Source organism: Campylobacter sp. 2457A, assembly GCF_020135895.1.
GTDB lineage: Bacteria > Campylobacterota > Campylobacteria > Campylobacterales > Campylobacteraceae > Campylobacter_D > Campylobacter_D taeniopygiae.
In genome coordinates, this window is the sequence record NZ_JACHTO010000009.1 from 32314 (window position 1) to 57005 (window position 24692).

A 24692-nucleotide genomic window follows, 5' to 3' on the forward strand; every position below is an offset into this window, starting at 1 on the left:
ATACTATAAATTATTTTGTTTAAAAGGAAAAATATTAAATTTAATCATTTTGCGAGTCTTTGCAGCACTTTAACTTTGGGGAATGTTTTTGATTTTTATAGTATTTTTGATGGTTTTGATATGCTAGAAAAAATCGATTTTAATCAAAATATTTTTTACAATATAGAAAATTTACTCCTCAAAGACTATCTTAGAATAACCACTCAATTTAATTTTGATGAAACCACTTCTTACGCGCTTTCTCTTTTAGCTAAAAACAATAGAAAACGCTTTTCTATTAATAAAAACATACAGCATTTTAAAGCTTGGGCTATTTTAAGATACCTTTTAAAAAATGGTATTTTAAAGCTTGAATACAGCAAGGAAATTAAAAAAGTTAAAAATAAAAGAGAAAAGTTAAAAAAAGAATTAAGATCCTATGTGATACAAGATAAACTTATATTTCAAAATCATTTTACACGTTTCTTTTTTTATTTTTTAAAGCCCCATGAAAAATTCATTTTAGAGCAAAAATATGATAGAGTTTTAGAAATCATTAAGGAGAAATTTGAACTTTATCAAAGTTTTTGTTTTGAACAACTCTCAAGAGAATTGATCGAAAAGAGATTTGATATTTTGGGAGTGCAAAGTTATTGGAATAAGGATTTGGAAATAGATTTGTATTATCAAGATGAAAATTTGAGTTTAATCGGAGAAGTTAAATTTAAAAATAAAAAAATTTGCAAAAACATCTTAAATCTTTTAGAAATGAAAGCAAAAATCTTAAATTTAACGCCCAATTATTATATTATAATTTCAAAGAATGGTTTTAGTAAAGAATTTTGTAAAATAGCTAAGCAAAATTTGCTTTTAATGGATATGAATGATTTTAAAATTTTATTAGAGGAAAAATAATGAATGAAAATATTTTAAAAAGTTTGGATGCGACTGAAAAAGAAACCTTGCAAAAGGGTTTAGAAAGCCTAATAGAGCAAACTTATGTCATAGAAAATGAATATAAGGTTTTAAATGAAAATTATAATTCTTTACGTGCGATGGTTGATGAGATTATCGAGGTTCTGCCTAGCGCACTTTGGATTTTAGATAAAGAAAAAAGTATTATTTTACAAAACAAAGAAGCTTTGAAAAACCCTAAATTATTAAGCAGCATCAGTCTTGAAAAAATGCGTGATGAACTTGAATTTGAAGGAAGATTTTACGCTGTAAAGATCATCGCACACAATGAAAAAACTATTATTTCAGCTACAGATATTAGCGATGAAAAGCGCAATGAAAGACTTGCGAGTATGGGAAGTGTTGCTGCGCATTTAGCACATGAAATAAGAAATCCAATAGGCTCTATATCTTTACTTGCTTCCACTCTTTTTTCTAGGAGTGAGCTTAAAAATAAACATATAGTGCTTGAGATGAAAAAAGCCATTGATAGGGTAGAGCGTATAGTTAATTCAACTTTATTATTTACTAAAGGTGTGCATATAAATACTTTGAATTTTAATCTTTTGGAGTTAAAAGAAGAGTGCGAAAGTGCAATCAGTTCTTATAATTTTTCTTCGCCAATCCAATTTGAATTAAATTTTTTAGATATGCAAATTTATGCCGATAAAGCACTTTTAGGTTTGGTATTGCAAAATTTAATCTATAATGCTATTGATGCTATAGAAGAAAATGAATGCGAAAATCCAGAAATAAAAATCATAGCAGAAGCTAAAGAAAATAATTTAATTTTGAGAGTTTATGATAATGGTTGCAAGATCAAAGATGAAAATTTGGTTTTTGAGGCATTTAAGACGACAAAGTTAAAAGGAAATGGTTTAGGCTTATCTCTTTCTAAAGAAATCATTAATGCCCATAGAGGGGAATTAAGCTTTGAAAAAGAGCCTAAAAATTTTTATTTTATTTTACCTCTTACATAAAACTAGGGGCATCATTAGAAAATAAAATCAAATCTCCATTTTTGGTTTCTTTGGCTAAAGTATTTACTAGTTCGGATTTTTCTTTTAATATGATTTTTTTGATGCTGAGTTCTTTTTCAAAAATTTCAGCATTTACATTGGCTGTGATGATAGCTAAATCAAAGCAATCATTAATGATTTGCGCGAGTTTGATATTTTCTTCCTTGCTAACCTCTATAATGCCAGGGCTAACTAAAACTTTACGTCCTTGATAAAGTTTGCATAAATGATAACTTGCACTCATTCCTTTAAAATTGCCATTAAAACCATCATCGATAATGAATTTTGGCTCTTTAGAAATGATTTGTAAGCGATGCTCTACGGATTTGATATTTAAGATATTTTTCTTAATAGACTCAAAATTAATACCTAAATAATGAGCGCAAAGTATGCAAACACATAAATTTTGAGCGTTAAATTCTCCTAAAATTTGACTTTTAAAAGTATGCAATTCTTGTTTGAATGATATTTCAAAATTTAAACCTTCTAAATTTGAATCAATATTGCTTATTTTATCATCATACAGAGTGATGATTTCATCTTCTTTTTTTAGTGTGCTTGTATGAAGAAAAGCTTTTTCTAATCTTTTAGAATTTAGAGCTTCAAGCTTTGTTTGTCTGATATTATCTACGCTTTTAAAATATTCTAAATGCGCATTTCCTATTTCTCCTACGATGCAAATTTGTGGCTCTAAAAAGCGAGTGATTTCATCGATATCCCCTTTAAGTCTTGCGCCTGCTTCTGCGATATAGATTTGAGTTTGTTCATTTAGATTGTTATTGATATCTGCAACTATTCCCATAAGAGTATTTACAGATCTTGGAGTTTTATAAACTTTAAAATCATCTTTTAATAACTCATAGAGAAAATTTTTAATGCTTGTTTTGCCAAAACTTGCCGTAATGAGTATGATTTTTAAATTTGAAAGACGGTTTAATTTTGATTTGGCTTGTTTTTTGTAATATATTTTTGAAAAGAGATCATAAATTTTTAAACTTAAAAGTGCTAAGACTAGGGTGCAAAGATTGAAAAGAAATGAAAATCTTAAGGCTAAGATAGCAAAAAGAGTGTTATAAACAAAAACAAAAACAAAAAACCATTTTACCTTGCTAGTAAAGATGAGTTTTTTATCTATACTTTTATTCCAAAAATATAAAATTGGAGCAAGAATAATAAAATAAATTAAAGAATATAAAGGAAATACTAAAAACATCAAATAAGGACAAAGTAAAAAATATAAGTGCCATAAAGGCTTATGATAATGAAAAACAATACGATTTAATTTATAAGAATACCATTGTAAAGCACTAATAAGATAAAAAGATATGCAAAAATTAAACAATAATGAATTAATAAAATAAAGAGCATTAATTAGCATTTTTATCCTTTTATTTGTTTAGCTATAAAAGCAGAATGTTTTAAAAAGAAAAAATGATCCCCTTCTAAAGGATAGAATTTGCTACTTTTAATAAGTTCATGCATTTTTTCTCCACTTGATAATGGGGTAGCTTGATCATCAATGCCCCAAAAAATATAAGTTTTTGCTTCTATTTTTGAAAAAACATCTTTCAAATCCTCATCCACTACATTTTTAAAAGTTTGATACATCGCAGCGTTTAAATTTGAAGCATCCTTGCTTGCAAAATAACGATAAAATTTACCCAAACCAAAGATTTTTAAAAATTTAAAAATAGCAATTTTTAAGCGAATTTTTAAAGATTTTGGAACAAGAATTCCAGAATTAGAAAGCAAGATTAATTTTGAATTTTTAAATTCCAAGGCAAGCAGAGCTGCTATTTTTCCACCAAAAGAATGACCCATGTAAGTATCAATATCGATTTTTTTTTCTTGTAAAAATTTTTTTATAATATTAACATAATCTTTACTTTGAAAAGCCTTTATAATACTTGATTTTCCAAATCCAGGCAAATCAAGATACAAATGGCAATAATCAGGAAATTCTTTAGCAAAAGCTTGTTTCATTAATTCTTTATTAGCCCCCCATCCATGTAAAATAAGTAGAGTTTTTTTCTGATCTTGATTGATAATTTCATAGCTTAAATTATAAGTATTTTCTTCATAGATAATTTGAGTTAATGCCATTTTAAACCTTTTGATTTTTATAAATATTTTCTAAAAGTTGTATAGCATTTTGTAAGCGTTCATATTCTGTCATGTTAAGCATTACAGCTTCGAATTTATTGTTTTTTAAAATAACGATTTTTCCCGTTTGACTTTTTTTTAATTTTTCCATAATAGGGCTAAAATTTCGAACAACCTCTGTGGCTGTATAAATTTCATCTTTTTGAAAGGTAAGCATAGCATTTCCTAATAAATACGTTAAATTTTATGTAGAATTTAACGTATTTTGACTTAAAAGTTTATAATTTGCCCTTTTGTCCATTGATTGAATGAAGGAAATTGTAATTTATTTTGATCTTGTTTTCATTTTTAGCATTTTTAGCAAGTTTTTCTAAAAGAGTATTGAAATCTTTAAAAAGATAATTAGCTAAAGAACCTGGATTTGGATTGATTTCATTGAGATAAACTTCTTTATCTAAAATGAAAAAATCACATCGTATTAAAGCGCCTTTAAACAATGGATTATAAATCCTTTTAAAATTTTCTTTAAGTTTTGTTTTTAATTCTTCACTTAAATCAGCTTCGATAAGCTCATTATTGCCAGAAAAGCTAAGATATTTTTGTTCAAAATCTAAAAATTCTTTTTTCTTAGGCTCTTCTATGATGGAAAAAACAAAATCATCATCGATCATACAACCAGCAAGATTGTATTCTTTGATATTGCTTTTAAATTCTTCCACAAGAATATCTGTATCAAATTCAAAAGCCACATCTTTGGCGTATTCGAATTCTTTTTCGTTATTGACGATACTTATACCTATACTACTACCAAGTCTTGATGGTTTTAAGATTGAAGGAAATTTTGGAGTAAAATTATCATTATGATTTTTTCTAAGCATAGAATAATCAAGCGTTTTAACGCCTACATTTTTTGCATAAAGTTTGGTCAATTCTTTATTAAAAGATAAAACACTCGCTTCAAGTCTTGGTCCGATGAAATTAATGTCAAAAAATTCTAGCAAAGAAGCTATTTTTCCATCTTCTCCATCTTTTCCATGGATAAGATTGATCACGCATTCTATTTCGATTTTGCTTTCGCCTATAAAATTTTTAACATAAAATCCTTTTTGTTTTAAAAATAATTCTTTTTCTTTTGTATAAGATCTTGTGCTAAAAGTTTTTGAATACATTTTATCATTTGGAATGAGATAAAATTTTCTATCTTCATTGCAAAAAATAAAGGTTAAATTTGTCTTAAGAACTTTTTTTAAGACTATAGCACTTACAATGCTAATTTCGTGTTCGTATGAATTTCCTCCAAAAAGTATCGCAAAATTCATTTATTTTTTCTCCTTATGCTAGTTTTTTAAGTGCTTCTTTGATAAGATCGCTAGTATTTGTTCCTGTGCAATCGCGTAAAATATTTAAAATTTTATCCTGTTTAAAACCTAAAGAAATTAAGGCCGCTAGAGCTTCATTTTTCTCATTGCTGATATTTTCAAGATTCTTTTTATTATCACTTAACTCAATGATGATCCTTTTTGCAGTTTTTGCCCCAATTCCTGGAACTTTTTTTAGCAAACTTTCATCACACATACTTAAAGCTTGATAAAAAGAATTCACATCCAAGCTCGAGCAAACTGCCATAGCAGTACTTGCACCAACACCATTAACCTTTAAAAGCATTTCAAACATTTTTTGTTCATTTTTATCCAAAAAGCCATAAAATCTATTAGAGTCTTCTTTGATAATTTGAGTGATCAAAAGCTCACATTTTTCATTACTTTGAAGTTTGGCGGAGCAAAAAAGAGATATAAAAACTCCATAGCTAAGCCCACTAGCACATTTTAAGACTATAAACGTTGGTTCTTTTTTTGTTATGATTCCTTCGATGGCAACAACCATTCTGTATCCTTTTTATCGTAATCGAGTTTTTTGTTGATTTCTATAAATTCTTGATTGTTTTCTGTGTTTTTTTGCAACCCTATAAATTTAGCACTTTCATTACTAAAAGAAGAATATAAAATATCTTTTTTAGGTTCTATCAGTGAAAATTTTATTTCATTCATATCATTCCACTTACCACTTTTATTGATAAATTTGGCTTCAAATAGGCTTTGTTCAAGCACTACTAATTCAGAATGCAATTGTTTTTTAAGTTCCAAAAGTTCTTTTTCTTCGTTGATCGCTTTATTTAATTCTCGATTTTGAAAAGAAAATTCTTTTAAGGCTTTTTCATATTGTGGAGGTATATTTTGTCCTTGATTTTTAAGTTGAATTGCTTTTTTTTCTATATTTAAAATACTATTTTTGTTAGATGATATAAAATGTTTTAATTTATTGATTTTAAGATTAAGAGTGGATATTTTATTTTTAATGTCTAAAAATTCCTTATCATAATCTTTATCAAGTGATTTTACTTTAATATTGAATTTATTATTTTGACCTTTCATATTTTCAACTACAGCGCAGTCATAGAAAACACAAGTATTATTATTTTCTAAACTTTCTACATAAACTTTTTCAGCTTGTATTGTTCCGCCTAAACTTTTTTTAATTTTTACTTCTTTGGCTTTAACTGTTCCACCTTCGAGTAAATCTATATTTAATATTTCACCCTCTGCAAACCCTCTGTGAGTTTTAATATAGCCTTCTTTTGCATAAATATAAGCTTTAGAATGCGTGATGCCTTCAATTTTCATTTTTGCAGCTTTTAGGTGAGTATTACTACCCACACTTCCAGCGATGTTTAACTCTTCGCATTCTATTCCAACTCCAGAATTAACAGCATCTTGCATATCGGAGATGAATTTTATATTGATTTTGACATTTTTATCAATTCCAGCGCGTATGATACCTATATTTTTAAAATCAACTCCATTAAATTCTAATAAATTATTAATATCAAAACGATCAGATTCTTCGCTTACGAAACCTTTTTTTAAGGCAATATAATCTGTAAAATCCTCATTTTCAACCGCTTTAAACGCAGAAGAGCAGGTAAATTTAATTTTATTTTCATTAGCGCTTAAAACTTTTAATACTCTTAAATTTAAATCCTTACCTTCTTTTCCTTGCTTAAATTTAGTATGCTTTAAAACAACTTCATTTTCATCTACGGCTATAATACCTGATCTTTTTTCATCGATGGTGTAATTTTTAGCCTTTTCTTTGTAAAGCAAAATCAGTTTTTCATCTTGACTTTGAATAGGATCAATGCCTCTAGCTACATTAATTTGCACTATTTGATTTGAAGGATTTAATTTATGCTTATTACAAGCGCTAAGAAGTTCTTTTTTAAAATTAAAAATGCGAATTCCTATTAAAAATTTAAGTTTAAGCATCTTTTTATAGATATTTTGCAAAAGTTCAAGAGCTAGTTTTTCATGAAACACTAAAGAACTAAAATCAATTTGCGCGACTATTTTTGTGAGGTTTTTATTGGCGATGAGTTTTACTGCATGTGCTAATTTATCTTCATTTGTCCGATGAAAAATTTCTATTTTATATTCTTGTTTGATTTTTAAATCATTTTTTAGAAATACTTCATCTTTTTCAAAAAGACTTAAATCCTTTTCTGAAATTTTTTCCCATTGATTGTCGTTAAAACAATATTGGGTTGAAAATGCCAAAAGTTTAAAATCAAGTTCATTTAAATCAATATTTGTTCTAGATGATACTTCTAAAAGTTCTTGATTTGGATCTTCAGTGTAAGAAATAATTTTTTCATCTAATCCCAAAACTTTTCCTTGTAATTAAATCATTTTTAAAGCAAATTATAGTCAATTTTTAATCAATTTTAGTTAAAATAAAATCTTTATATTTAAAAAATGATGAAAAATTTTCAAAAAAACAATGAAAAATTTAGTATTTAAAAATTTTATTATTAACGCCTTAGGAATTTTATGTTCTCGTGTTTTAGGCTTAGCTAGAGATATTTTAATCGCTCTTTTTTTAGGAGCTGGACTTTATAGTGATATTTTTTTCGTGGCTTTAAAAATGCCCGCTTTTTTTAGAAGAATTTTTGCAGAAGGGGCTTTTGGGCAAAGTTTTTTGCCTAATTTTGTAAAGGCACGAAAAAAAGGAGCGTTTTGCGTTAGTATTCTAGTTCAGTTTAGCTCAATTGTTTTTTTATGCTGTCTTTTGGTGAGTTTTTTTTCTTCTTTTTTTACTAAAATTTTTGCTTTTGGTTTTGATCAAAAAACTATTGATATTGCATCGCCTTTAGTGGCGATTAATTTTTGGTATTTATTTTTTATTTTTTTAGTTACTTTTTTTGGTGCAATTTTAAATTACAAACAAAAATTTTTTATCACTTCATTTAGTGCTGCTTTATTTAATCTAAGTATAGTGATTGCTGCATTTTTTGTTGATAAAAATGAACCTTTAAAAACGCTTTATTATTTTTCTTATGCAACGGTTTTAAGTGGTGTAGCACAATTGATTTTGCATTTAATTATCTTAAAAAATAATCCCGTTATTAAAGCAATGATATTAAGCATAAGATTAAAAAAAGCTAAAACAAAAATGAAATCATTTTATGGAAATTTTTTTCATGGAGTTTTAGGTTCTTCTGCAACTCAAATCAGCTCTCTTTTAGATACCACAATCGCGAGTTTTTTAATCAGCGGAAGTATTTCTTATTTGTATTATGCTAATCGGGTTTTTCAACTTCCTTTAGCACTTTTTGCCATAGCCTTAACTCAAGTTTCTTTTCCTAAAATTTTAAAGCATTTAAAAAGCAATCAAGAAAATCTAGCTTTAAAATTCATGCAAAGAGCGATGATATTTTTAAGTGTTTTATTGCTTGTTTCAAGTATTGTAGGTTCTGTTTATTCTTTAGAAATTTGTCAGCTTTTGTTTCAAAGAGGAAATTTTACCCATTCAGATAGCATTACAACCGCTTATGTTTTAATAGCTTATCTTATAGGACTTCTTCCATTTGGTTTGCAAAAGCTTCTTTCATTATGGCTTTATGCTAAATTCAAACAAAAAACCGCTGCTTTTATAGCATTTAAAGCTTTATTTATAAGTCTTTTGTGTTCGATTGCTTTTATAATTTTAATCAAAGATGAAAATTTAAAAGTTATAGGAGTGGCTTTTTCGAGTTCTTTAAGTGCTTTTTATTTACTTGGAGCCAATATTAAAGAATTTGGTTTTAAGAAATTTTTTGGTTTAATATCGTTTAAATTTTACTTTTTAATCATAATTGCTTTAGTAATTTTTACCGCAATACTTTATTTGACAAAGCCTTATGTTTTAAATATGTTTATTTGGATTTACATGGGATTTAAGGGGATAATTTGATGAAATTAATGGATAGTGTTAAAAAAGAAAAAATTCATTTAGATCAAAAAAAAATCAATATTTATTTATGTGGCCCTACTGTTTATGATGATGCGCATTTAGGACATGCTAGAAGTAGTGTTTGTTTTGATTTATTACGTAGGGCTTTAATCGCTCAAGACCGTGAAGTCAATTTTGTTCGAAATTATACAGACATTGATGATAAAATTTTAAAAAAAATATCTGAAAGCGGGAAAAGTATCGAGGAATTAACAGAATTTTATATACAAAGCTATGAAGAGGATATGAAAAGATTAAACGTCTTAGATCCTAATTTAAAGCCTAGGGCAACCCATTTTATCGGGGAAATGATTGATTTGATTTCAAGATTAAAAGAAAAAGGTTTTGTTTATGCTTTGGAGGATGGTTTATATTTTGATACAAGCAAAGATAAAGATTATTTAAGTCTTTCTAAGCGAGGCTTAGATGAAAATATTTCTCGTCTTGATAGTGACGTTAAGAAAAAAAATGAAAGCGATTTTGTACTTTGGAAATTTGATGAAAATTTTTATGAAAGTAAATTTGGCAAAGGCCGCCCAGGTTGGCACACAGAATGTGTAGCTATGATTGATTCTATTTTTAAGGACACACTTGATATTCATGCGGGTGGAATTGATCTGCTTTTTCCACATCATGAAAATGAATCCGCACAATGTCGTTGTGGCTGTGAAAGATCTTTGGCTAAAATTTGGCTTCATAATGGTTTTGTCAAAATCAATGGTGAAAAAATGAGCAAAAGTCTTAACAATAGCTTTTTTTTAAAAGATGCACTTAAAGATTTTATGGGCGAGGCATTGAGATTTTATCTTTTAAATTCACATTATAGGGCGCATTTTAATTATTCTTTGGAAGATTTGCATGCTGCTAAAAAACGTCTTGATAAATTTTATCGTCTCAAAAAGAGACTGGATATGGATAATATTTTAGACTTTGATATGACGCAAAATACAACATTTCAAAGCGACATTGCACAAAAAATTTTAGGAATTTTAAATGATGATCTAAATATCTCTAAAGCTTTAGCTTGTTTGGATGATTTTATCAATAATGCTAATTTAGAACTGGATAAAAAAAATAAAACTTTAAAGCAAGATATTAGAGATTCTTTAGATGAGTTAGCTAAAATTTTTGGTTTTGGCTTTATGGATGCAAAAGAGTATTTTCAATGGGGTGTGAGCGAGGATAAAAAAGCTTTCATTGAAAATGAAATTTTAAAAAGAAATGAAGCAAAAAAAGAAAAAAATTTTAAAAAGGCTGATGAAATAAGAGAAAATTTAGCTAAAGAGGGTATCTTTTTACAAGATACGCCAAGCGGAACAATTTGGGAGTATGAAAATGTATAAAGAAATGAATTTAAAAGAAGTTTTAATTCGCTTTAAACCTTTTTATAAGCAGTATTGGAAGCAATTTGTTATTGTCGGAATAGGTATGCTTCTAGCAAGTGGTGGAACTTCAGCGAGTGCTTATATGATAAAGCCTATATTGGATCAAATTTTTATAGATAAAAAAGAAACAATGCTTTATTTTGCTCCTTTTTTATTTTTTTTGATTTATTTTCTTAAAAATGCGGGTTCTTATTTGCAAACTTATTATATCTCTTATATTGGCACAGATATATTAAGGATTTTGCGTTCTAAGATTTTAAAAAATATCTTGCGTTTGGATATGGATTTTTTTAAACGGCACAGAAGTGGAGAGCTTATAAGCCGCTGCACTAACGACATAGGTGCTTTACAAAATGTAGTTTCTAGTGTTATTCCAGATTTTTTAACTCAACTAATTACAGCTATAGGACTTTTAGGTGTGGCTGTGTCTCAAAGTCCAAGATTGGCTTTTTTTGCTTTAATCATTTTTCCAATTACTATTATTCCTTTATTTTATCTTGTTAAAAAACTCAAGCTTTATGCAAGAAATATCCAAGAAAAAAATTCTGATCTTTTATCTCGTTTAGGAGAAATCTTTTCAAATATAGAATTAGTTAAAGCCAATAATGCGCAAGAAAAGGAAAGGCAAAAATTTGATCAAGAAAATAAGTCTTTTTGTAAAATTATTTTAAAAAGCACAAGAATTAATGCTTTAACAAGTCCGATGATGGAAGTTATAGGTTCTATCGGAGTTGCGGTTATGATTATAGTTGGTGGGCACGAAGCGATTAAAGGAAATGTAACCGTTGGAAGCTTTTTTGCTTTTATTTCGGCGCTTTTTTGGTCTTATACGCCTATAAAAAGACTTTCAAATTTATATGGAGGTCTTCAAGGAGCTATAGCAGCAAGCGAAAGAACTTTTTATTTGTTGGATTTAGAGCCTGAAATTAAAGGTGGAGATAAAGAATTAAAAAGTATAAAAAATATTCAATTTAAAAAAGTGGAATTTGCTTATGATAATTCTTCTAAAAAGGTTTTAAATGGAATTGATTTTGAATTCAGCAAAGGAGAAACACTAGCACTTGTAGGTATGAGTGGCGGTGGAAAATCTTCCATTATTAATCTTTTGATGTATTTTTATGAAAAAAATAAGGGTGAAATTTTATTTAATGATGTAGATATCCAGCATTTTAACATTGAAAGTTTAAGAGATAAAATAGGGCTTGTGACTCAAAATATTTATCTTTTTAATGATAGCTTTGCTGAAAATGTGGCTTATAGTGAAGATTTAGATGAAGAAAGAGTGATTGAAGCCTTAAAGCTTGCTAATGCTTACGAATTTGTAGAATCAATGGGCGGAATTTATGCTGAAATAAAAGAGCACGGAAAAAATTTAAGTGGAGGGCAAAAGCAACGTATCGCTATCGCTAGAGCTTTGTATAAAAATCCAGATTTATTGATTTTTGATGAGGCAACTTCAGCGCTAGATAATGAAAGCGAAAAGGCTATAATGAAAACCATAGAAAATCTAAAAAAAGAAAGATTGATCTTAATGATCGCACATCGATTAAGTACGGTTGAAAATGCAGATAAAATCGTTGTTATTGACAAAGGGCAAGTTTTAGCCATCGGAAAAGATGAAGAGCTTTTGAAAACCTGTGAACTTTATCGTAAATTCAAAAATAAAGAAAAAGAAATGAAAGCTTGACTTTATTTTAATTTTGTTAAAATTTTATATTATTTTTTATTTCAAGGAAAAACAATGTATGAACAAATAAAGCCTTTGCTTTTTAAACTTCAACCGGAATCAGCTCATTATTTAGTGGAGCATTCTTTAAGAGGACTCAATGCTATTTTTCCAGCTGCATTGGGCTTAATGGCTAAGAAATTTGTTGTAAATGATGCAAGCTTGAAACAAAATTTATTAGGACTTGATTTTAATTCTCCAGTAGGCATAGCAGGTGGTTTTGATAAAAATGGAACCATGATTAAGCCTTTAAGTGCATTAGGCTTTGGCTTTTTAGAGTATGGAACTTTCACTCCTAGACCTCAAGAGGGAAACGAGAAGCCAAGAGTATTTCGCTTAGTAAAACAAGAAAGCATACAAAATGCTATGGGTTTTAACAATAAAGGATCATATGAAGTTCGATCGCATGTTTCAAAAGTTTATCCTTTTGCTTTACCTTTGGGTGCAAATATAGGTAAAAACAAAGACAGTCAAAATGCTTTGGAAGATTATTTTATTTTGTTGAGAGAATTTAAAGATTTGTGTGATTATTTTGCTATTAATATTTCATCTCCAAATACTAAAAATTTAAGGGATTTACAAAATGATCAATTTTTAAATGATTTATTAACAGAAGCAAAAAAAATCACTCCAAAGCCTATCTTTATAAAAATAGCACCTGATTTAGATGTTTCTATGGCTATAGCACTTTGCCAACAAGCAATAGAAAAAGGTGCAGATGGTTTTATAATTGCTAATACAAGTACAGATTACTCTTTGATTGATAATGGAAGAACTTTTGGTGGTATCAGTGGAAAGCTTATCCAAAAGAAAAATGGTCTTTTTTTTAAAGAATTGGCTAAAGAGCTTTTTTCTCATACTCTTTTAATTTCTTGTGGGGGTATTGATAGCGGAAAAGAAGCGTATGAACGTATAAAAAATGGAGCCAATTTAATTCAAATTTATACCTCTTTAATCTTTAAAGGGCCAAGTATAGTAAAAAATATCAATCAAGAATTAATTTCTTTATTAAGGCAAGATGGTTTTATGCATATTAGTGAAGCCGTGGGGGCTAATCTTAAATGATTGCTTTTGAAAAAATTCGTTTAAAAAATAAACTTGAAGTTTATGCCCTTCCTGTAAATAAAAATAGCGATGTGATCAGCGTTGATATCTTTTATAAAGTGGGGTCAAGAAATGAGATCATGGGTAAAAGTGGAATTGCCCATATGCTTGAACATTTGAATTTTAAAAGTACAAAAAACCTTAAAGCCGGTGAATTTGATGAAATCGTTAAAAGCTTTGGAGGTTTGGATAATGCAAGCACAGGCTTTGATTATACACATTATTATATAAAATGCGCTAAAAAAAATTTAGATAAAGCTTTAGGGCTTTTTGCTGAATTAATGGCTAATTTAAATTTAAAAGATGAAGAATTTCAGCCTGAAAGAAATGTTGTTTTGGAAGAGCGTAGATGGAGAACGGATAATAATCCGCTTGGTTATTTGTATTTTAGACTTTTTAATCATGCTTTTATGTATCACCCTTATCACTGGACTCCGATAGGATTTTACAAAGATATAGAAAATTGGACTATTGAAGATATTAGAGATTTTCATAGTATATATTATCAACCTAAAAATGCTATTTTACTTGTTAGCGGAGATATAGAGCATCAAGAAGTTTTTGATCTTTCTAAAAAGCATTTTGAAAACATTAAAAATACAAAAACTATCCCAAAAATTCACACACAAGAACCTAAGCAAGATGGTGCAAAAAGAATTATTATCAAAAAAGAAACTCAAACTCAAATTCTTGCCGTAGCATTTAAAATTCCAAATTTTAAACACAAAGATATTCCAGCCTTAAATGCTTTATCAGAACTCTTAGGAAGTGGAAAAAGCTCCATTATTAATGAAATTTTAATAGATAAACTTCATTTAATCAATGATTTTTACGCCTTTGCTAATGATTGCATTGATGAAAATTTATTTATTTTTATTTGCAATTGTAATGTAGGGATTAAAGCTGAAGAGGTTGAAAAGGAACTTTGGAAAATTTTAGAGCAAATCAAAAAAGGAAAATTTACAGAAAAAGATTTACAAAAAGTTAAAAATAATATAAAAAGTGATTTTATTTTTTCACTTGATACAGCAAGTGCGGTTTCTAATATTTATGGTTCTTATTTGGCAAGAGGGGATTTAAAACCTTTATTAAATTATGAAGAAAAAATAGAAAAATTGACTTTATTGGATTTGCAAAAATGTGCTAAAAAATATTTTGATGAAGAAAATTCCACAACTTTGATTTTAAGAAAGGATTAAAATGGATAAAAATGTCATCATTGGGGCGATGACAGCACTTGTTACCCCATTTAAAAATAATAAAATCGATGAGCAATGCTATGCAAAACTTATTCAAAGACAAATTGATAATGGAATTGATGCCATAGTGCCCGTTGGTACGACTGGAGAAAGTGCCACTTTGACCCATGATGAACATAAGGCTTGCATTGAAATTGCAGTAGAAGTTTGTAAAAATACAAAAGTTAAAGTTTTAGCAGGAGCTGGAAGTAATGCGACACATGAAGCTGTCGATTTGGCACAATTTGCAAGAGATTGTGGAGCTGATGGTATTTTAAGCGTGGCTCCGTATTATAATAAACCAACTCAAAAAGGACTTTATGAACATTATAAAGCAATTGCAATGAGTGTGGATATTCCTATTCTTTTATATAATGTTCCAGGACGAACAGGTTGTGATATTGCTACAGAAACTGCTATTGAGCTTTTTAGAACTTGTGAAAATATTTATGGGATTAAAGAAGCAAGTGGAAGTATCGACAAGTGCGTGGATTTGCTTGCACATGAACCTAAGATGGTTTTAATCAGCGGTGAGGATGCGATTAATTATCCTATACTTTCAAATGGTGGAAAGGGAGTGATTTCAGTAACTTCAAATTTATTACCCGATAGAATCAGTATGCTAACGCATAGGGCTTTGGAAGAAAATTACAAAGAAGCCAAGCAAATCAATGATGAACTTTATAATATTAATAAAATTTTATTTTGCGAAAGCAATCCAATCCCTATAAAAACAGCGATGCATATAGCTGGATTGATAGAAAATTTAGAATTTAGACTCCCACTTTGTCCTCCTAGTAAAGAAAACTATGCTAAAATACAAGAAGTGATGAAGCAATATAATATTAAAGGATTTTAATGAATCAAGAATTTCAAGGAAAAACTTTAGTGATTAGCGGTGGAACGCGTGGAATTGGTAAAGCTATTGTGTATGAATTTGCTAAAGCGGGTGTCAATGTAGCTTTTACATATAATTCTAATGCACAAATCGCAGAAGAGATGATAAAAGATTTAGAAATAAACTATAAAATTAAAGCAAAAGCTTATGAATTTAATATTTTAGAACCAGAAACTTATAAAGAACTTTTTGAAAAAATTGATCAAGATTTTGATCGCATAGATTATTTCATTTCAAATGCGATCATTTCAGGTCGTGCGGTAGTTGGCGGATATACTAAATTTATGAAATTAAAACCTAAAGGAATTAATAATATCTTTACTGCAACAGTTAATGCTTTTGTCGTTGGTGCCCAAGAGGCGGCTAAGAGAATGGAAAAAGTAGGGGGAGGAAGTATTATTTCTATTTCTTCTACTGGAAATTTAGTTTATATAGAAAATTATGCAGGTCATGGAACAGCAAAAGCAGCAGTAGAAGCTATGGCAAGATATGCAGCCACTGAACTTGGAGAAAAAAATATCCGTGTGAATGTTGTCAGTGGTGGCCCTATTGAAACGGATGCTTTAAGGGCTTTTACAAATTATGAGGAAGTTAAACAAGCTACTATTGATTTAAGTCCGCTTAATCGTATGGGGCAGCCTGAAGATTTAGCTGGCGCTTGTCTTTTTCTTTGCTCTTCAAAAGCAAGTTGGGTAACCGGACATACTTTCATCGTGGATGGTGGAACTACGTTTAAATGAAATTTATCATCTTGAATATTCAAGATGATAGGTCAAATCTTTTCTATTTTTACCATAAATGCTTGTCTTGCATTAGATCCTATGACAAAATCGCCTAAATTAGGACTATTTGGTCTTGTAATATCTCTTAAGCCTAATTGACTATAAGCAATTCCAGTTTTTCGTCTGATTTTTGCCTTAAGTGTTTTTCCATCTATACTAAGATCTCGTGCTCCTTCTGCATCCCTTCCGCCTCCGTGTTCTAAGCCAATTGCACATGGATGAATGCCTTCTTTAACTCTTGCATAACCTATAATTGAGGTTTCATAGGTGCTTAATTTTACTTTATCACCATTTTTGATATTATATTTTTTTGCACTTTGTGAATTAATATCTATATAGGTGCTATATTTGATCTCTTTTAAGGACTCAAGAGTAGCAGAATAAGAAGAGAAAACATTGGATTTATAATTAAATGCTAAAAGATCAAAACCTTCTTTTTTGATAATTTTTTCTCCATTGGCGTATCTTGAATCATAATATTTTATAGTTCCACTGTGTCTTTCTCCGCTGAGTGCATTTTTGGTTGTTGCTAGTTTTTCATTATAAATTGCAATAGCTTTTTTATAAGAATTGCTTAAAGCATTATCTTTATAAGCACTTTCTTTACTCGAAAATCTTCCTCCACGACTCATTATGAAAGCTACTTTTCTCCAATGCTCTTTGCAAATTTCTTTTAAGATTTTCTCATATTTTTGCAAACCGCTTATTTTAAACTCTTCATCACTGATATCATTTACAGGATTTTGAGTATCTAATGCAACGTTTAAAAAAGCTCTTAAATAAAAATCTTCAGGCTTATTTAAAGGATAATAATTTCCATCTTTATCTTTAATGGCATCTTTTCCAAAAGAAGGTAAATTTAAAGCTTTTCCGAGTTCAATTAAAAAACTATCCATGCATATACTTTGGCCGTTTTTAAATTTTTCATTTGGACTTTGGATAATAGGAAATCTTAAATGGGTTGTTTTTGTGGTATATCCAGCCCAAGGAGACAACACTCCCCAAGTTTCAAAAAGCACACTATCAGGAACAATATAATCAGCATATAAACTTGTTTCATTGATAAAAGGATCTATGGCTATAAATAATGGAATTGATTTTTTAGGATCTTTTAAAAGTTCAATAGTTTTTGAATTTAAATTTTGCCCATAAACGAGACTAGTTCCCCAAGTTATTAAGGCGCCAAGTTTATATGGATAAGCATTAGCACTGCTTGTTAAAACTTCATTTTCTAAAGCATTGCTTAGTGGATACCATTGATCTTTGGCAGGATATGGATTTTGATTATTTTTGATTTTTTCTTGAAATTCTGTACTTGTTTCATAGGCTTTTCTTGCACGATCTATCCTTGTTCCATAAGGTTTCTTTTTACCTTCGTAGGCTAAAAGATTATACATTTTTCCATTAAAACTATTGAATTTTCCACCTCCTATACTCATACCTCCTTTATGGTTTAAATTTCCCACCATACTTCCTAACATCATGATCGCATAAGCGGTATAAAATCCCGTTGTATGCATGGTTCCTCCATGGCAATCAGTTGCCACAGCTCTACCATACGAAGTGAATTCTTTTGCTAAATCAGCGATAATATTTGGTTCAATTTCACATTTTTGTGCATATTCTTTCAAGCTATACTCAAAAACATTTTCTTTTAAAATTTCAAAGCTAGTTTTTACTTGATACATTTGACCTTTGTATTCTACACTTCCACTAAATTCAAGATCGGCTTGTTTAACTTCATCAGCATTTTTAAGAATACCATTTTCAAGAACTAAAATTTGATTATTTTCATCTCTTAAAAAAGTGCCATAGTTTGTTTCATCTTGCAAGACAAGATGAGTTGCGTTAGTAAAACTAACATCATTAAGAGCTATTTGAGATTTTAAACTTGGAATTTGTAAATAAGAAAGATTATAAAGTTTGTTTTTTATGATCACTCTTAACATCCCCATGACAAAAGCAAGATCACTCCCTGGTTTTATAGGTATCCACCTTGATTTATTTTCCACTGCAAAAGTATCGGCGTTGGTTAAATTTGGAGTTATAGTGACGTATTTCATTTCTCCTTCACTTCTAGCTTTTGCGAGTAAATGCGCTTGTCTTTTAAAAGGATTTCCAGCTTGTGCGGGTGCGGTCGCTATATTAAGAAGAAATTTGCAGTGTTCAAAATCAGGTTTTAAATGGGGATATTTTTGAAAATCATTCAAATAAGCAGCCTCACCTGCACGCATAGAAAGACCACAGATTGCAGTATGTCCTAAATAATTTATCGTTCCAAAACTTTGAGCAAATCTGTGGGTGATAAAATTTTGTCTCCCTTCATCTCCTGTGCCTAAAATACATAATTTATTTGCCAAAGGACCATAATCTGGATTTTTTTCATCGATTAAAGTTTTTGTATCACAAAATGTTTTAAGCCCTTCAACATGTCCTTCATTAAATAGATCGCCACCATTTACAATTTCAGAGATCAATTCTTCGATGCTGATACTTTTCCATTTATTTTCTCCACGTTTTCCTACTCTTTTTAAAGGTTTTGTGATCCTAAATTCATCATCAAGTTTATGATGGATAAAATTACCCCTAACGCAACATGTAGAACGCATATTTAAGCCATTTTCATTATGATTTGATAAAGCGATAAAACTTTCTTTTAAAGGTGTATTCATATCAAGATAAGGATCGCTTGAAAGCAAACTATAAGGATTTCCACTTACTCTAAGTACTTTTTGGCTTTTTTTATCGATTTTAGCACGTACAGAACAAAAGGTTACGCAACCATTGCAAACACTTGGCATGATGCTAAATTTATCATTAAATTTAATTCCATTTTTATCTAAAGATACTTCGCATTCTTGTGCGTTTGCATAGATAGTATTTTTTGCTTTACTCCCTTTATCTGAAAAAGTCAATGCATGTTTTAAAGTATCAGAATATCCAAGTGCTGAAATTGCACCAATGCTTAATCCCGATCCGATTAAAAATTTTCTTCTTTTCATTGTTTTATTTTCCTTTTATCAATATATTTTTATTAAAAAATGCTAAAGCAAGGCAAAAAAGTGCGATTAAAAGTCCATAATTGCAAATTATGCCTATAAGATTTGAAAAATCTATGTGATATTCTAAAAAAGAAGGTGTGGTTTTTGGAAAAGATTGACCCTTAATCACTAGGGTATATCTAAACATTAAACTTCCAAGCACGCCCAAACATCCTGCTAAAATCACAAAAGGTAATTTTTGGTTTAATTTTGAAAAACCTATGATTAAAGGCAAAAGAAGGCAAAGTCCCATATCTATGAAAACGATAAAAAATCCTTCTTTTTGGAAGAAAATTTGAGCTACAAATCTATCGTTTGTATTAAAGACTAGTAAAAAGCTAAACCAAAAAATTCTTAAAACAATATCAAGTATAGCAAAAAAGGCTAAAAATTTTGCCAAGGTTGAAAATAAAGAAGTGTTTAATTTTTCATCAGTGAAAAATTTAAGATAAAGTTGTGTTATAAGTATTAACATTCCTATTCCGCTTACAAAAGCAGACGCTAAGAACAAAAGCGGCATTAAAGGAGTGTGTAAAAACACAAATGAGCTTAAAATCGCAATCAAATACGCAGTATAAAATTCGATCCCAAAAGCTAAAATAAGTCCTAAAATTCCAAAATAAAAAAGCATTTTTTGCTTTTTGGATTGATTTTTAAAAAGCACTTGATAGGCTAAATAGAGTTCAAAAAATACAACAATGAAGAAAAAAATTAACAGTAAAACTCCCCATTTCATAGGACTAGTGAAGAAATTTTCCCATCCGTATAAAAAGACATTAATCATTCTTCCAGGTTGGCTTAGATCATCGATCAAATTTAAGGGTGCTACCATTAAAAAAATAAAAGAAATTATAAGGGCTAGGAAGGCTATATTTTTTAATTTTTCTTGTTTAAAGATAAAATAAAGATTAGCAAAAATAAAATTAGCTGCTGAAATTCCTGTTAAAAATAAATAATTGGCTATATTTAAACCCCAAGGCCTTTCAGGGGTTATACTGACTAATGAGTGAATAACGCTTAAATCCATATCAAACTCCTTCGCTTTGCCATAATAATTTTTCATTTTTTGATTTTAATGCATCGTCTAAATCATCCATCGAAATAACATTGTCTGATAATTCTCCATTTAAACCTATGTAAAAAACTTGAGGTTTGGTTCCACTTTTTTGTTTTAAAACAAAATTTGGAAATTGGCTTAAAAGTTGATAGATTAAAGAATTTTTATCGTTTAAATTTCCTATGATTCTTGCACCTCCAACGCAAGTTTCAACGCAAGCTGGAAGTAACCCTGCATCAAGTCTATGCGCACAAAAGGTACATTTATCTACCACCTTAGTTTGAGAATTGATAAATCTTTTATCATAAGGACAAGCATTAACACAGTATCCGCACCCCCAGCATGTTTGATTATCTACAACAACAATACCATCTAATCTTTTAAAGGTTGCACCTGTTGGACAAACACTTACGCAAGGTGGATTTTCACAATGATTACAAAGTTGTGGTAAAAAAGCCTTTCTAACATTAGGAAAAATTCCTATTTCAAATTCAGCAACATTGGTTCTAAATTGATCTTTAGGAACTTGATTTTCAACCTTGCAACTTGCAGTACAAGCATGGCACCCCACACATTTTCTAAGATCAATTAGCATTGCAAATTTTTTATCTTTTTGACCTAAAGCTTCTGGATTTTTGGCATTTCTGCTAGGATTTTTTAAGCTAAAAGCCTTGCCACTAGAAAGTAAGGCTATACTAGCAGCACCTTGCTTAAGAAAAAAACGTCTTTTGTTCATAAATTTTCCTTAATGATTTTAAATGGGATTATTTTAGAAAAAAATAGGGAAAAAATAGGGATATTTTTTAAATGTATTATTAATTTATTTATATTTTTTAAATATTTATAAAATTAATGAAAAATTTAAAATAAAATAATTTATAATAACGCATGCAAGAAATTTTGAATTTATTTAGCAATTTAACTGTTTTAAATGTCGAGGATGAAGAAGGCGTTAGAAAATCATTGAGTGCTAATTTATCCTTTTTCTTTAAAGAAGTTTATGAAGCAAAAGATGGAGAAGAGGCATTAAATTTATTTTTTGAAAAAAATCCTGATGTTATTTTTATGGATATTTGCATATCTAAATTTGATGGTCTTGAAGTGCTTAAAAAAATAAAAGATTTACACAAGAAAATTCCTATTGTAATTGTAAGTGCTTATAGTGAGCAAGAATATTTTTTAAAGGCAATAGAACTTCATATTTGTAAATTTTTAATCAAGCCTTTTAGTCGGGACGAATTTATTAATACGCTTAAGCATATAGCCCAGTGGATGTATGAATATACAGATAATTATAGAATAAAATTGCAAGAAGATGTTTTTTATGAGCCCAATACATCAAAGATTTTTCATCATCAAAATGTCTTTACTTTAACAAAAAAAGAAAAACAAGTGTTTGAATATCTTTTAAGAAATAAAAATAGGGCGGTAAGTTTTGACGAACTCGAAATCAAGCTTTACAATGATGTCAATGATCACAAAGAAGCCTTAAAAGCGATTGTTAAACAATTACGCAAGAAAATTCCTTATAAAATCATAGAAAATGTTTTTGGTTTTGGTTATCAATGCGTTTGTCTTTAAATTTTTCAACCAAAACCAAAACGATGATTTTGGTTATAGCTTTATTTATTTTAACTTGTTTGGTTTTTAGTCTTTTAAGGCAATTTGATATTAGAAATTTAATCAATCTTTCCAAAGAAGATTTTAGAAATGAAATTGAAAATATTTACAATACAACCCTAAAACGCACTAAAGAATTTTACATGAGTAGGGCAAAGGCAAATGTTGAATCTGATAATATAAAAATCTATATCAAAAAACAAGATATAGAAAAAATCAACAAATTAACCCTAGTAAGATTTCAAGTTTTAAAAGAAGAAAATCCTTATTTAATCAGTATGAAATTTTTTGATCACCAAGGAAAACTTTTAACCTATTTAGGCGAAGAAAGCCTGTCTTTAAATTTAAACCAAAGCGAATATTTTTTTCTTGATAAAAACAGATTAACCTACCATATCTTAACCCCTTTTTATGAAAATGGTAAATTATTAGCTTGGATTGAATTTTGTTTTGGAGCTGAATATTTTTTAAAGGAGATAGAAGCTTTTTCAAAATTAAAAGGCAGAATTATTTTTGATAAAAATTATAAAAATAAAGATACGATCAAAAAGGATGGTAAATTTTTTATCATACATTCTTTCAATTTAACCGATGAAGCAAAAATGGTTTTTTATCAAGACATCACAAAACAAGAAGAGATTATTACAAAATCTTTCTATGAGGCTTTATTATTATCTTTAGTTTTATTTTGTGTTGTTTTTATTATTTTACATTATGGTTTTAAAGTGCTTATTAAAAGGCTTGAGCTTAGTGAAAATTCTTTAAAAAATTTAAATGCAAATTTAGAGCAAAAAATTCAGCTAGAACTTCAAAAAAGAAGAGAACAAGAAAGAATTTTAATGCATCAAGGTCGTTTGGCTAGCATGGGTGAAATGATAGGAAATATCGCGCATCAATGGAGACAACCTCTAACCGAACTAAATACCATCTTAACACACATAAGCCTTATGTTAGAATTTGAAAAAATAGATTATCAAAATTTTAAAAGACTTGAAAAGAATGCCGAGGATCTGATCTCTTATATGTCAAAAACTATAGATGATTTTAGAAATTTTTTCAAGCCCAATGTTTCTAAAAATTATTTTTACATAGATCAAGCTTTGAGTAAAACTTTAAAGTTGCTAGAAAGTTCTTTTAATTTTATAAAAATAGAAGAAAATTTTGAAAAAAAGATCCAATTTTATGGTTTTGAAACTCAATTTTGCCAGGCAGTCTTAAATATACTTTGCAATGCCAAAGATATTTTTATAGAAAGAAAGATAAAAAATCCTTATATAAAAATAGTAGCTTTTAAAAAAGGACGAAATATCATTATTGAAATTTGTGATAATGCGCAAGGTATTACTATATCACCTATAGAAAAAATTTTTGAACCCTATATCAGCAGCAAACATGCCAATATAGGAACAGGTATAGGTTTGTATATGAGTAAGGTGATTATTGAGAAAAATTTCAAAGGCAGTTTATTAGCAAGTAATGAAAACGACGGAGCAAAATTTAGCATATGCTTAATCGATTTTTAATTTCCAGCCTAAAAATGCCATCGAAATAGAAAGGGCTAAGATAAGATCTAACGCCCAGTTTCCAAATCCTATAAACCCTATAGAAAGAACGCTATAAAAAAGCCCACCTACAGCACAATAAATACAAATTGTGCTTAAAGAGCCATTTTCAGCCATTTTTCCACAAGGACAAATTCTAGAAATTTTTTTTTCATTGAATTGATTTTTTTTGCCTTTTCCAAAAAACAAACCCAGTAGGGCAAAAATGTTTAAAAATATAAAAAAATAAACTAAAAACAGATCTAAGTTATCCAAAATTTATTCCTAGAAATATCTTAACCAAGAAGGAATATGTGCTTGTTCATCCTTTAGCGTTGTTTCCTTTCCATGTCCAGGTAAAAGTCTATAATCATTTTCATAAGCCAATACTCTTTGCAAACTTTCTTTCATAAGTTTTGGATCAGAAAAAGGAAAATCCCATCTTCCTATACTTCTATAAAATAAAAAGTCTCCGCTAAACATTAAATTTTGTCCTACAACTTCTATCATGGTACATCCTGGGGTATGTCCAGGTAAAAAATGGAATTTAAAATCAGTTCCACAAATATTAAGAATATTTTCATCCTCGACTAAAAAATCCGCTTTGCTTGGTTCAAATCCTCTATCCATAGGATCATCTAACATAAATTCATCATTTTTGTGTATGTAAATAGGGATGTTGTATTCTCTTTTGACTTTTGCATTATCCCAAACATGATCACAATGCCCGTGAGTGTTTAAAATAGCCAAAGGATTTTTAACATGCTCTTTGATGAATTTTAAAGCTTCAAAACCTGGATCTATGATGATCTCGCCTTTTTGTGTTGATAGAATATAACAATTGGTCATATAAGGACCACAAGCTTGTTGAGTAATTTGCATTTTTTAGCCTTTTTTTTGAATTTTTATATATAATTATA

At 29.0% G+C, this 24692-nt stretch carries 22 protein-coding genes; 11 read left to right on the forward strand and 11 right to left on the reverse strand.

What is annotated here, in order from left to right; all coding sequences use genetic code 11:
- Nucleotides 1–120 precede the first annotated feature (120 nt).
- Complete coding sequence (locus H2280_RS04240) at nt 121–894, forward strand: DUF234 domain-containing protein (protein ID WP_442862341.1); 774 nt, start codon at nt 121–123, stop codon at nt 892–894.
- Nucleotides 894–1913 (forward strand): fla regulon two-component system sensor histidine kinase FlgS, encoded by a 1020-nt coding sequence (locus H2280_RS04245; RefSeq protein ID WP_337215769.1) that lies wholly within the window; start codon nt 894–896, stop codon nt 1911–1913. The genes H2280_RS04240 and H2280_RS04245 overlap by 1 nt, the downstream gene beginning before the upstream one ends.
- Here H2280_RS04245 and H2280_RS04250 read toward each other — a convergent pair.
- From H2280_RS04250 to H2280_RS04275, 6 genes are all read right to left on the reverse strand, one after another.
- On the reverse strand, nt 1906–3330 hold the full coding sequence (locus tag H2280_RS04250; protein ID WP_337215770.1) for a UDP-N-acetylmuramoyl-tripeptide--D-alanyl-D-alanine ligase: 1425 nt from the start codon (nt 3328–3330) through the stop codon (nt 1906–1908). The two genes, H2280_RS04245 and H2280_RS04250, sit on opposite strands and share 8 nt — an antisense overlap.
- Nucleotides 3331–3332: 2 nt before the next feature.
- The gene (locus tag H2280_RS04255; protein WP_337215771.1) at nt 3333–4055 is read right to left on the reverse strand and encodes an alpha/beta fold hydrolase; all 723 of its coding nucleotides are present in this window, start codon (nt 4053–4055) and stop codon (nt 3333–3335) included.
- 1 nt (nt 4056) lies between these two features.
- Nucleotides 4057–4272, reverse strand: a complete 216-nt coding sequence (locus H2280_RS04260) for a type II toxin-antitoxin system Phd/YefM family antitoxin (RefSeq protein WP_137623692.1) — start codon at nt 4270–4272, stop codon at nt 4057–4059.
- Nucleotides 4273–4333: 61 nt separating this feature from the next.
- Nucleotides 4334–5374 carry a D-alanine--D-alanine ligase gene (locus H2280_RS04265; protein WP_337215772.1) on the reverse strand — a complete coding sequence of 347 codons (1041 nt, stop codon included), beginning with the start codon at nt 5372–5374 and terminating at the stop codon, nt 4334–4336.
- A 13-nt stretch (nt 5375–5387) separates the two neighbouring features.
- Nucleotides 5388–5939 (reverse strand): Holliday junction branch migration protein RuvA, encoded by a 552-nt coding sequence (gene ruvA / locus H2280_RS04270; RefSeq protein ID WP_337215773.1) that lies wholly within the window; start codon nt 5937–5939, stop codon nt 5388–5390.
- Complete coding sequence (locus H2280_RS04275; RefSeq protein WP_337215774.1) at nt 5912–7774, reverse strand: flagellar assembly protein A; 1863 nt, start codon at nt 7772–7774, stop codon at nt 5912–5914. Before H2280_RS04275 ends, ruvA begins: the two co-directional genes overlap by 28 nt.
- Before the next feature lie 115 nt (nt 7775–7889).
- Here H2280_RS04275 and murJ point away from each other — a divergent pair, with 115 nt between their 5' ends.
- The 7 genes from murJ to H2280_RS04310 are packed head-to-tail and all read left to right on the forward strand — an operon-like array spanning nt 7890 to nt 16471.
- Nucleotides 7890–9341, forward strand: a complete 1452-nt coding sequence (gene murJ / locus H2280_RS04280) for a murein biosynthesis integral membrane protein MurJ (protein ID WP_337215775.1) — start codon at nt 7890–7892, stop codon at nt 9339–9341.
- Nucleotides 9341–10723, forward strand: coding sequence for a cysteine--tRNA ligase (cysS, locus tag H2280_RS04285; RefSeq protein WP_337215776.1), 1383 nt, complete (start codon nt 9341–9343; stop codon nt 10721–10723). Before murJ ends, cysS begins: the two co-directional genes overlap by 1 nt.
- Nucleotides 10716–12452 (forward strand): ABC transporter ATP-binding protein, encoded by a 1737-nt coding sequence (locus H2280_RS04290; protein WP_337215777.1) that lies wholly within the window; start codon nt 10716–10718, stop codon nt 12450–12452. Before cysS ends, H2280_RS04290 begins: the two co-directional genes overlap by 8 nt.
- A gap of 54 nt (nt 12453–12506) precedes the next feature.
- Entirely contained in the window at nt 12507–13556 is a 1050-nt protein-coding gene (locus H2280_RS04295; protein WP_137623686.1) for a quinone-dependent dihydroorotate dehydrogenase, read from the forward strand.
- Nucleotides 13553–14794: a M16 family metallopeptidase gene (locus H2280_RS04300; protein ID WP_337215778.1), complete on the forward strand. Its 1242-nt coding sequence runs from the start codon at nt 13553–13555 to the stop codon at nt 14792–14794. The genes H2280_RS04295 and H2280_RS04300 overlap by 4 nt, the downstream gene beginning before the upstream one ends.
- Before the next feature lies 1 nt (nt 14795).
- Nucleotides 14796–15692 (forward strand): 4-hydroxy-tetrahydrodipicolinate synthase, encoded by an 897-nt coding sequence (gene dapA / locus H2280_RS04305; protein ID WP_337195645.1) that lies wholly within the window; start codon nt 14796–14798, stop codon nt 15690–15692.
- On the forward strand, nt 15692–16471 hold the full coding sequence (locus H2280_RS04310; RefSeq protein ID WP_337195646.1) for an enoyl-ACP reductase: 780 nt from the start codon (nt 15692–15694) through the stop codon (nt 16469–16471). The genes dapA and H2280_RS04310 overlap by 1 nt, the downstream gene beginning before the upstream one ends.
- Before the next feature lie 32 nt (nt 16472–16503).
- On the opposite strand, the gene H2280_RS04315 is transcribed toward H2280_RS04310, so the two are convergent.
- The 3 genes from H2280_RS04315 to dsrO are packed head-to-tail and all read right to left on the reverse strand — an operon-like array spanning nt 16504 to nt 21347.
- Nucleotides 16504–19515: a molybdopterin-dependent oxidoreductase gene (locus H2280_RS04315; protein ID WP_337215779.1), complete on the reverse strand. Its 3012-nt coding sequence runs from the start codon at nt 19513–19515 to the stop codon at nt 16504–16506.
- Nucleotides 19516–19519: 4 nt separating this feature from the next.
- A complete protein-coding gene (gene nrfD, locus H2280_RS04320) occupies nt 19520–20581 on the reverse strand; it encodes an NrfD/PsrC family molybdoenzyme membrane anchor subunit (RefSeq protein ID WP_337215780.1) in 1062 nt (353 codons plus the stop codon).
- A 1-nt stretch (nt 20582) separates the two neighbouring features.
- Nucleotides 20583–21347: a sulfate reduction electron transfer complex DsrMKJOP subunit DsrO gene (gene dsrO, locus H2280_RS04325; protein ID WP_337215781.1), complete on the reverse strand. Its 765-nt coding sequence runs from the start codon at nt 21345–21347 to the stop codon at nt 20583–20585.
- 164 nt (nt 21348–21511) lie between these two features.
- On the opposite strand from dsrO, the gene H2280_RS04330 reads away from it, so the two are divergent.
- Together H2280_RS04330 and H2280_RS04335 are read left to right on the forward strand one after the other, a co-directional pair.
- The gene (locus H2280_RS04330) at nt 21512–22192 is read left to right on the forward strand and encodes a response regulator transcription factor (RefSeq protein WP_337215782.1); all 681 of its coding nucleotides are present in this window, start codon (nt 21512–21514) and stop codon (nt 22190–22192) included.
- A complete protein-coding gene (locus tag H2280_RS04335) occupies nt 22177–23754 on the forward strand; it encodes an ATP-binding protein (RefSeq protein ID WP_337215783.1) in 1578 nt (525 codons plus the stop codon). Before H2280_RS04330 ends, H2280_RS04335 begins: the two co-directional genes overlap by 16 nt.
- Here H2280_RS04335 and H2280_RS04340 read toward each other — a convergent pair.
- Both H2280_RS04340 and H2280_RS04345 read right to left on the reverse strand, forming a co-directional pair.
- Nucleotides 23740–24048 (reverse strand): hypothetical protein, encoded by a 309-nt coding sequence (locus H2280_RS04340; RefSeq protein ID WP_337215784.1) that lies wholly within the window; start codon nt 24046–24048, stop codon nt 23740–23742. The genes H2280_RS04335 and H2280_RS04340 overlap by 15 nt on opposite strands.
- A 9-nt stretch (nt 24049–24057) precedes the next feature.
- Nucleotides 24058–24654, reverse strand: a complete 597-nt coding sequence (locus tag H2280_RS04345; protein WP_337215785.1) for an MBL fold metallo-hydrolase — start codon at nt 24652–24654, stop codon at nt 24058–24060.
- Between the last annotated feature and the right edge of the window lie 38 nt (nt 24655–24692).

What these genes read in the sequence shown, in the direction of transcription:
- H2280_RS04240 (WP_442862341.1), top strand. Translation starts at nt 121, where the DNA reads ATGCTAGAAAAAATCGATTTTAATCAAAATATTTTTTACAATATAGAA.
- H2280_RS04245 (WP_337215769.1), top strand. Translation starts at nt 894, where the DNA reads ATGAATGAAAATATTTTAAAAAGTTTGGATGCGACTGAAAAAGAAACC.
- H2280_RS04250 (WP_337215770.1), bottom strand. Translation starts at nt 3,330, where the DNA reads ATGCTAATTAATGCTCTTTATTTTATTAATTCATTATTGTTTAATTTT.
- H2280_RS04255 (WP_337215771.1), bottom strand. Translation starts at nt 4,055, where the DNA reads ATGGCATTAACTCAAATTATCTATGAAGAAAATACTTATAATTTAAGC.
- H2280_RS04260 (WP_137623692.1), bottom strand. Translation starts at nt 4,272, where the DNA reads ATGCTTACCTTTCAAAAAGATGAAATTTATACAGCCACAGAGGTTGTT.
- H2280_RS04265 (WP_337215772.1), bottom strand. Translation starts at nt 5,374, where the DNA reads ATGAATTTTGCGATACTTTTTGGAGGAAATTCATACGAACACGAAATT.
- ruvA (WP_337215773.1), bottom strand. Translation starts at nt 5,939, where the DNA reads ATGGTTGTTGCCATCGAAGGAATCATAACAAAAAAAGAACCAACGTTT.
- murJ (WP_337215775.1), top strand. Translation starts at nt 7,890, where the DNA reads ATGAAAAATTTAGTATTTAAAAATTTTATTATTAACGCCTTAGGAATT.
- cysS (WP_337215776.1), top strand. Translation starts at nt 9,341, where the DNA reads ATGAAATTAATGGATAGTGTTAAAAAAGAAAAAATTCATTTAGATCAA.
- H2280_RS04290 (WP_337215777.1), top strand. Translation starts at nt 10,716, where the DNA reads ATGTATAAAGAAATGAATTTAAAAGAAGTTTTAATTCGCTTTAAACCT.
- H2280_RS04295 (WP_137623686.1), top strand. Translation starts at nt 12,507, where the DNA reads ATGTATGAACAAATAAAGCCTTTGCTTTTTAAACTTCAACCGGAATCA.
- H2280_RS04300 (WP_337215778.1), top strand. Translation starts at nt 13,553, where the DNA reads ATGATTGCTTTTGAAAAAATTCGTTTAAAAAATAAACTTGAAGTTTAT.
- dapA (WP_337195645.1), top strand. Translation starts at nt 14,796, where the DNA reads ATGGATAAAAATGTCATCATTGGGGCGATGACAGCACTTGTTACCCCA.
- H2280_RS04310 (WP_337195646.1), top strand. Translation starts at nt 15,692, where the DNA reads ATGAATCAAGAATTTCAAGGAAAAACTTTAGTGATTAGCGGTGGAACG.
- H2280_RS04315 (WP_337215779.1), bottom strand. Translation starts at nt 19,515, where the DNA reads ATGAAAAGAAGAAAATTTTTAATCGGATCGGGATTAAGCATTGGTGCA.
- nrfD (WP_337215780.1), bottom strand. Translation starts at nt 20,581, where the DNA reads ATGGATTTAAGCGTTATTCACTCATTAGTCAGTATAACCCCTGAAAGG.
- dsrO (WP_337215781.1), bottom strand. Translation starts at nt 21,347, where the DNA reads ATGAACAAAAGACGTTTTTTTCTTAAGCAAGGTGCTGCTAGTATAGCC.
- H2280_RS04335 (WP_337215783.1), top strand. Translation starts at nt 22,177, where the DNA reads ATGCGTTTGTCTTTAAATTTTTCAACCAAAACCAAAACGATGATTTTG.
- H2280_RS04345 (WP_337215785.1), bottom strand. Translation starts at nt 24,654, where the DNA reads ATGCAAATTACTCAACAAGCTTGTGGTCCTTATATGACCAATTGTTAT.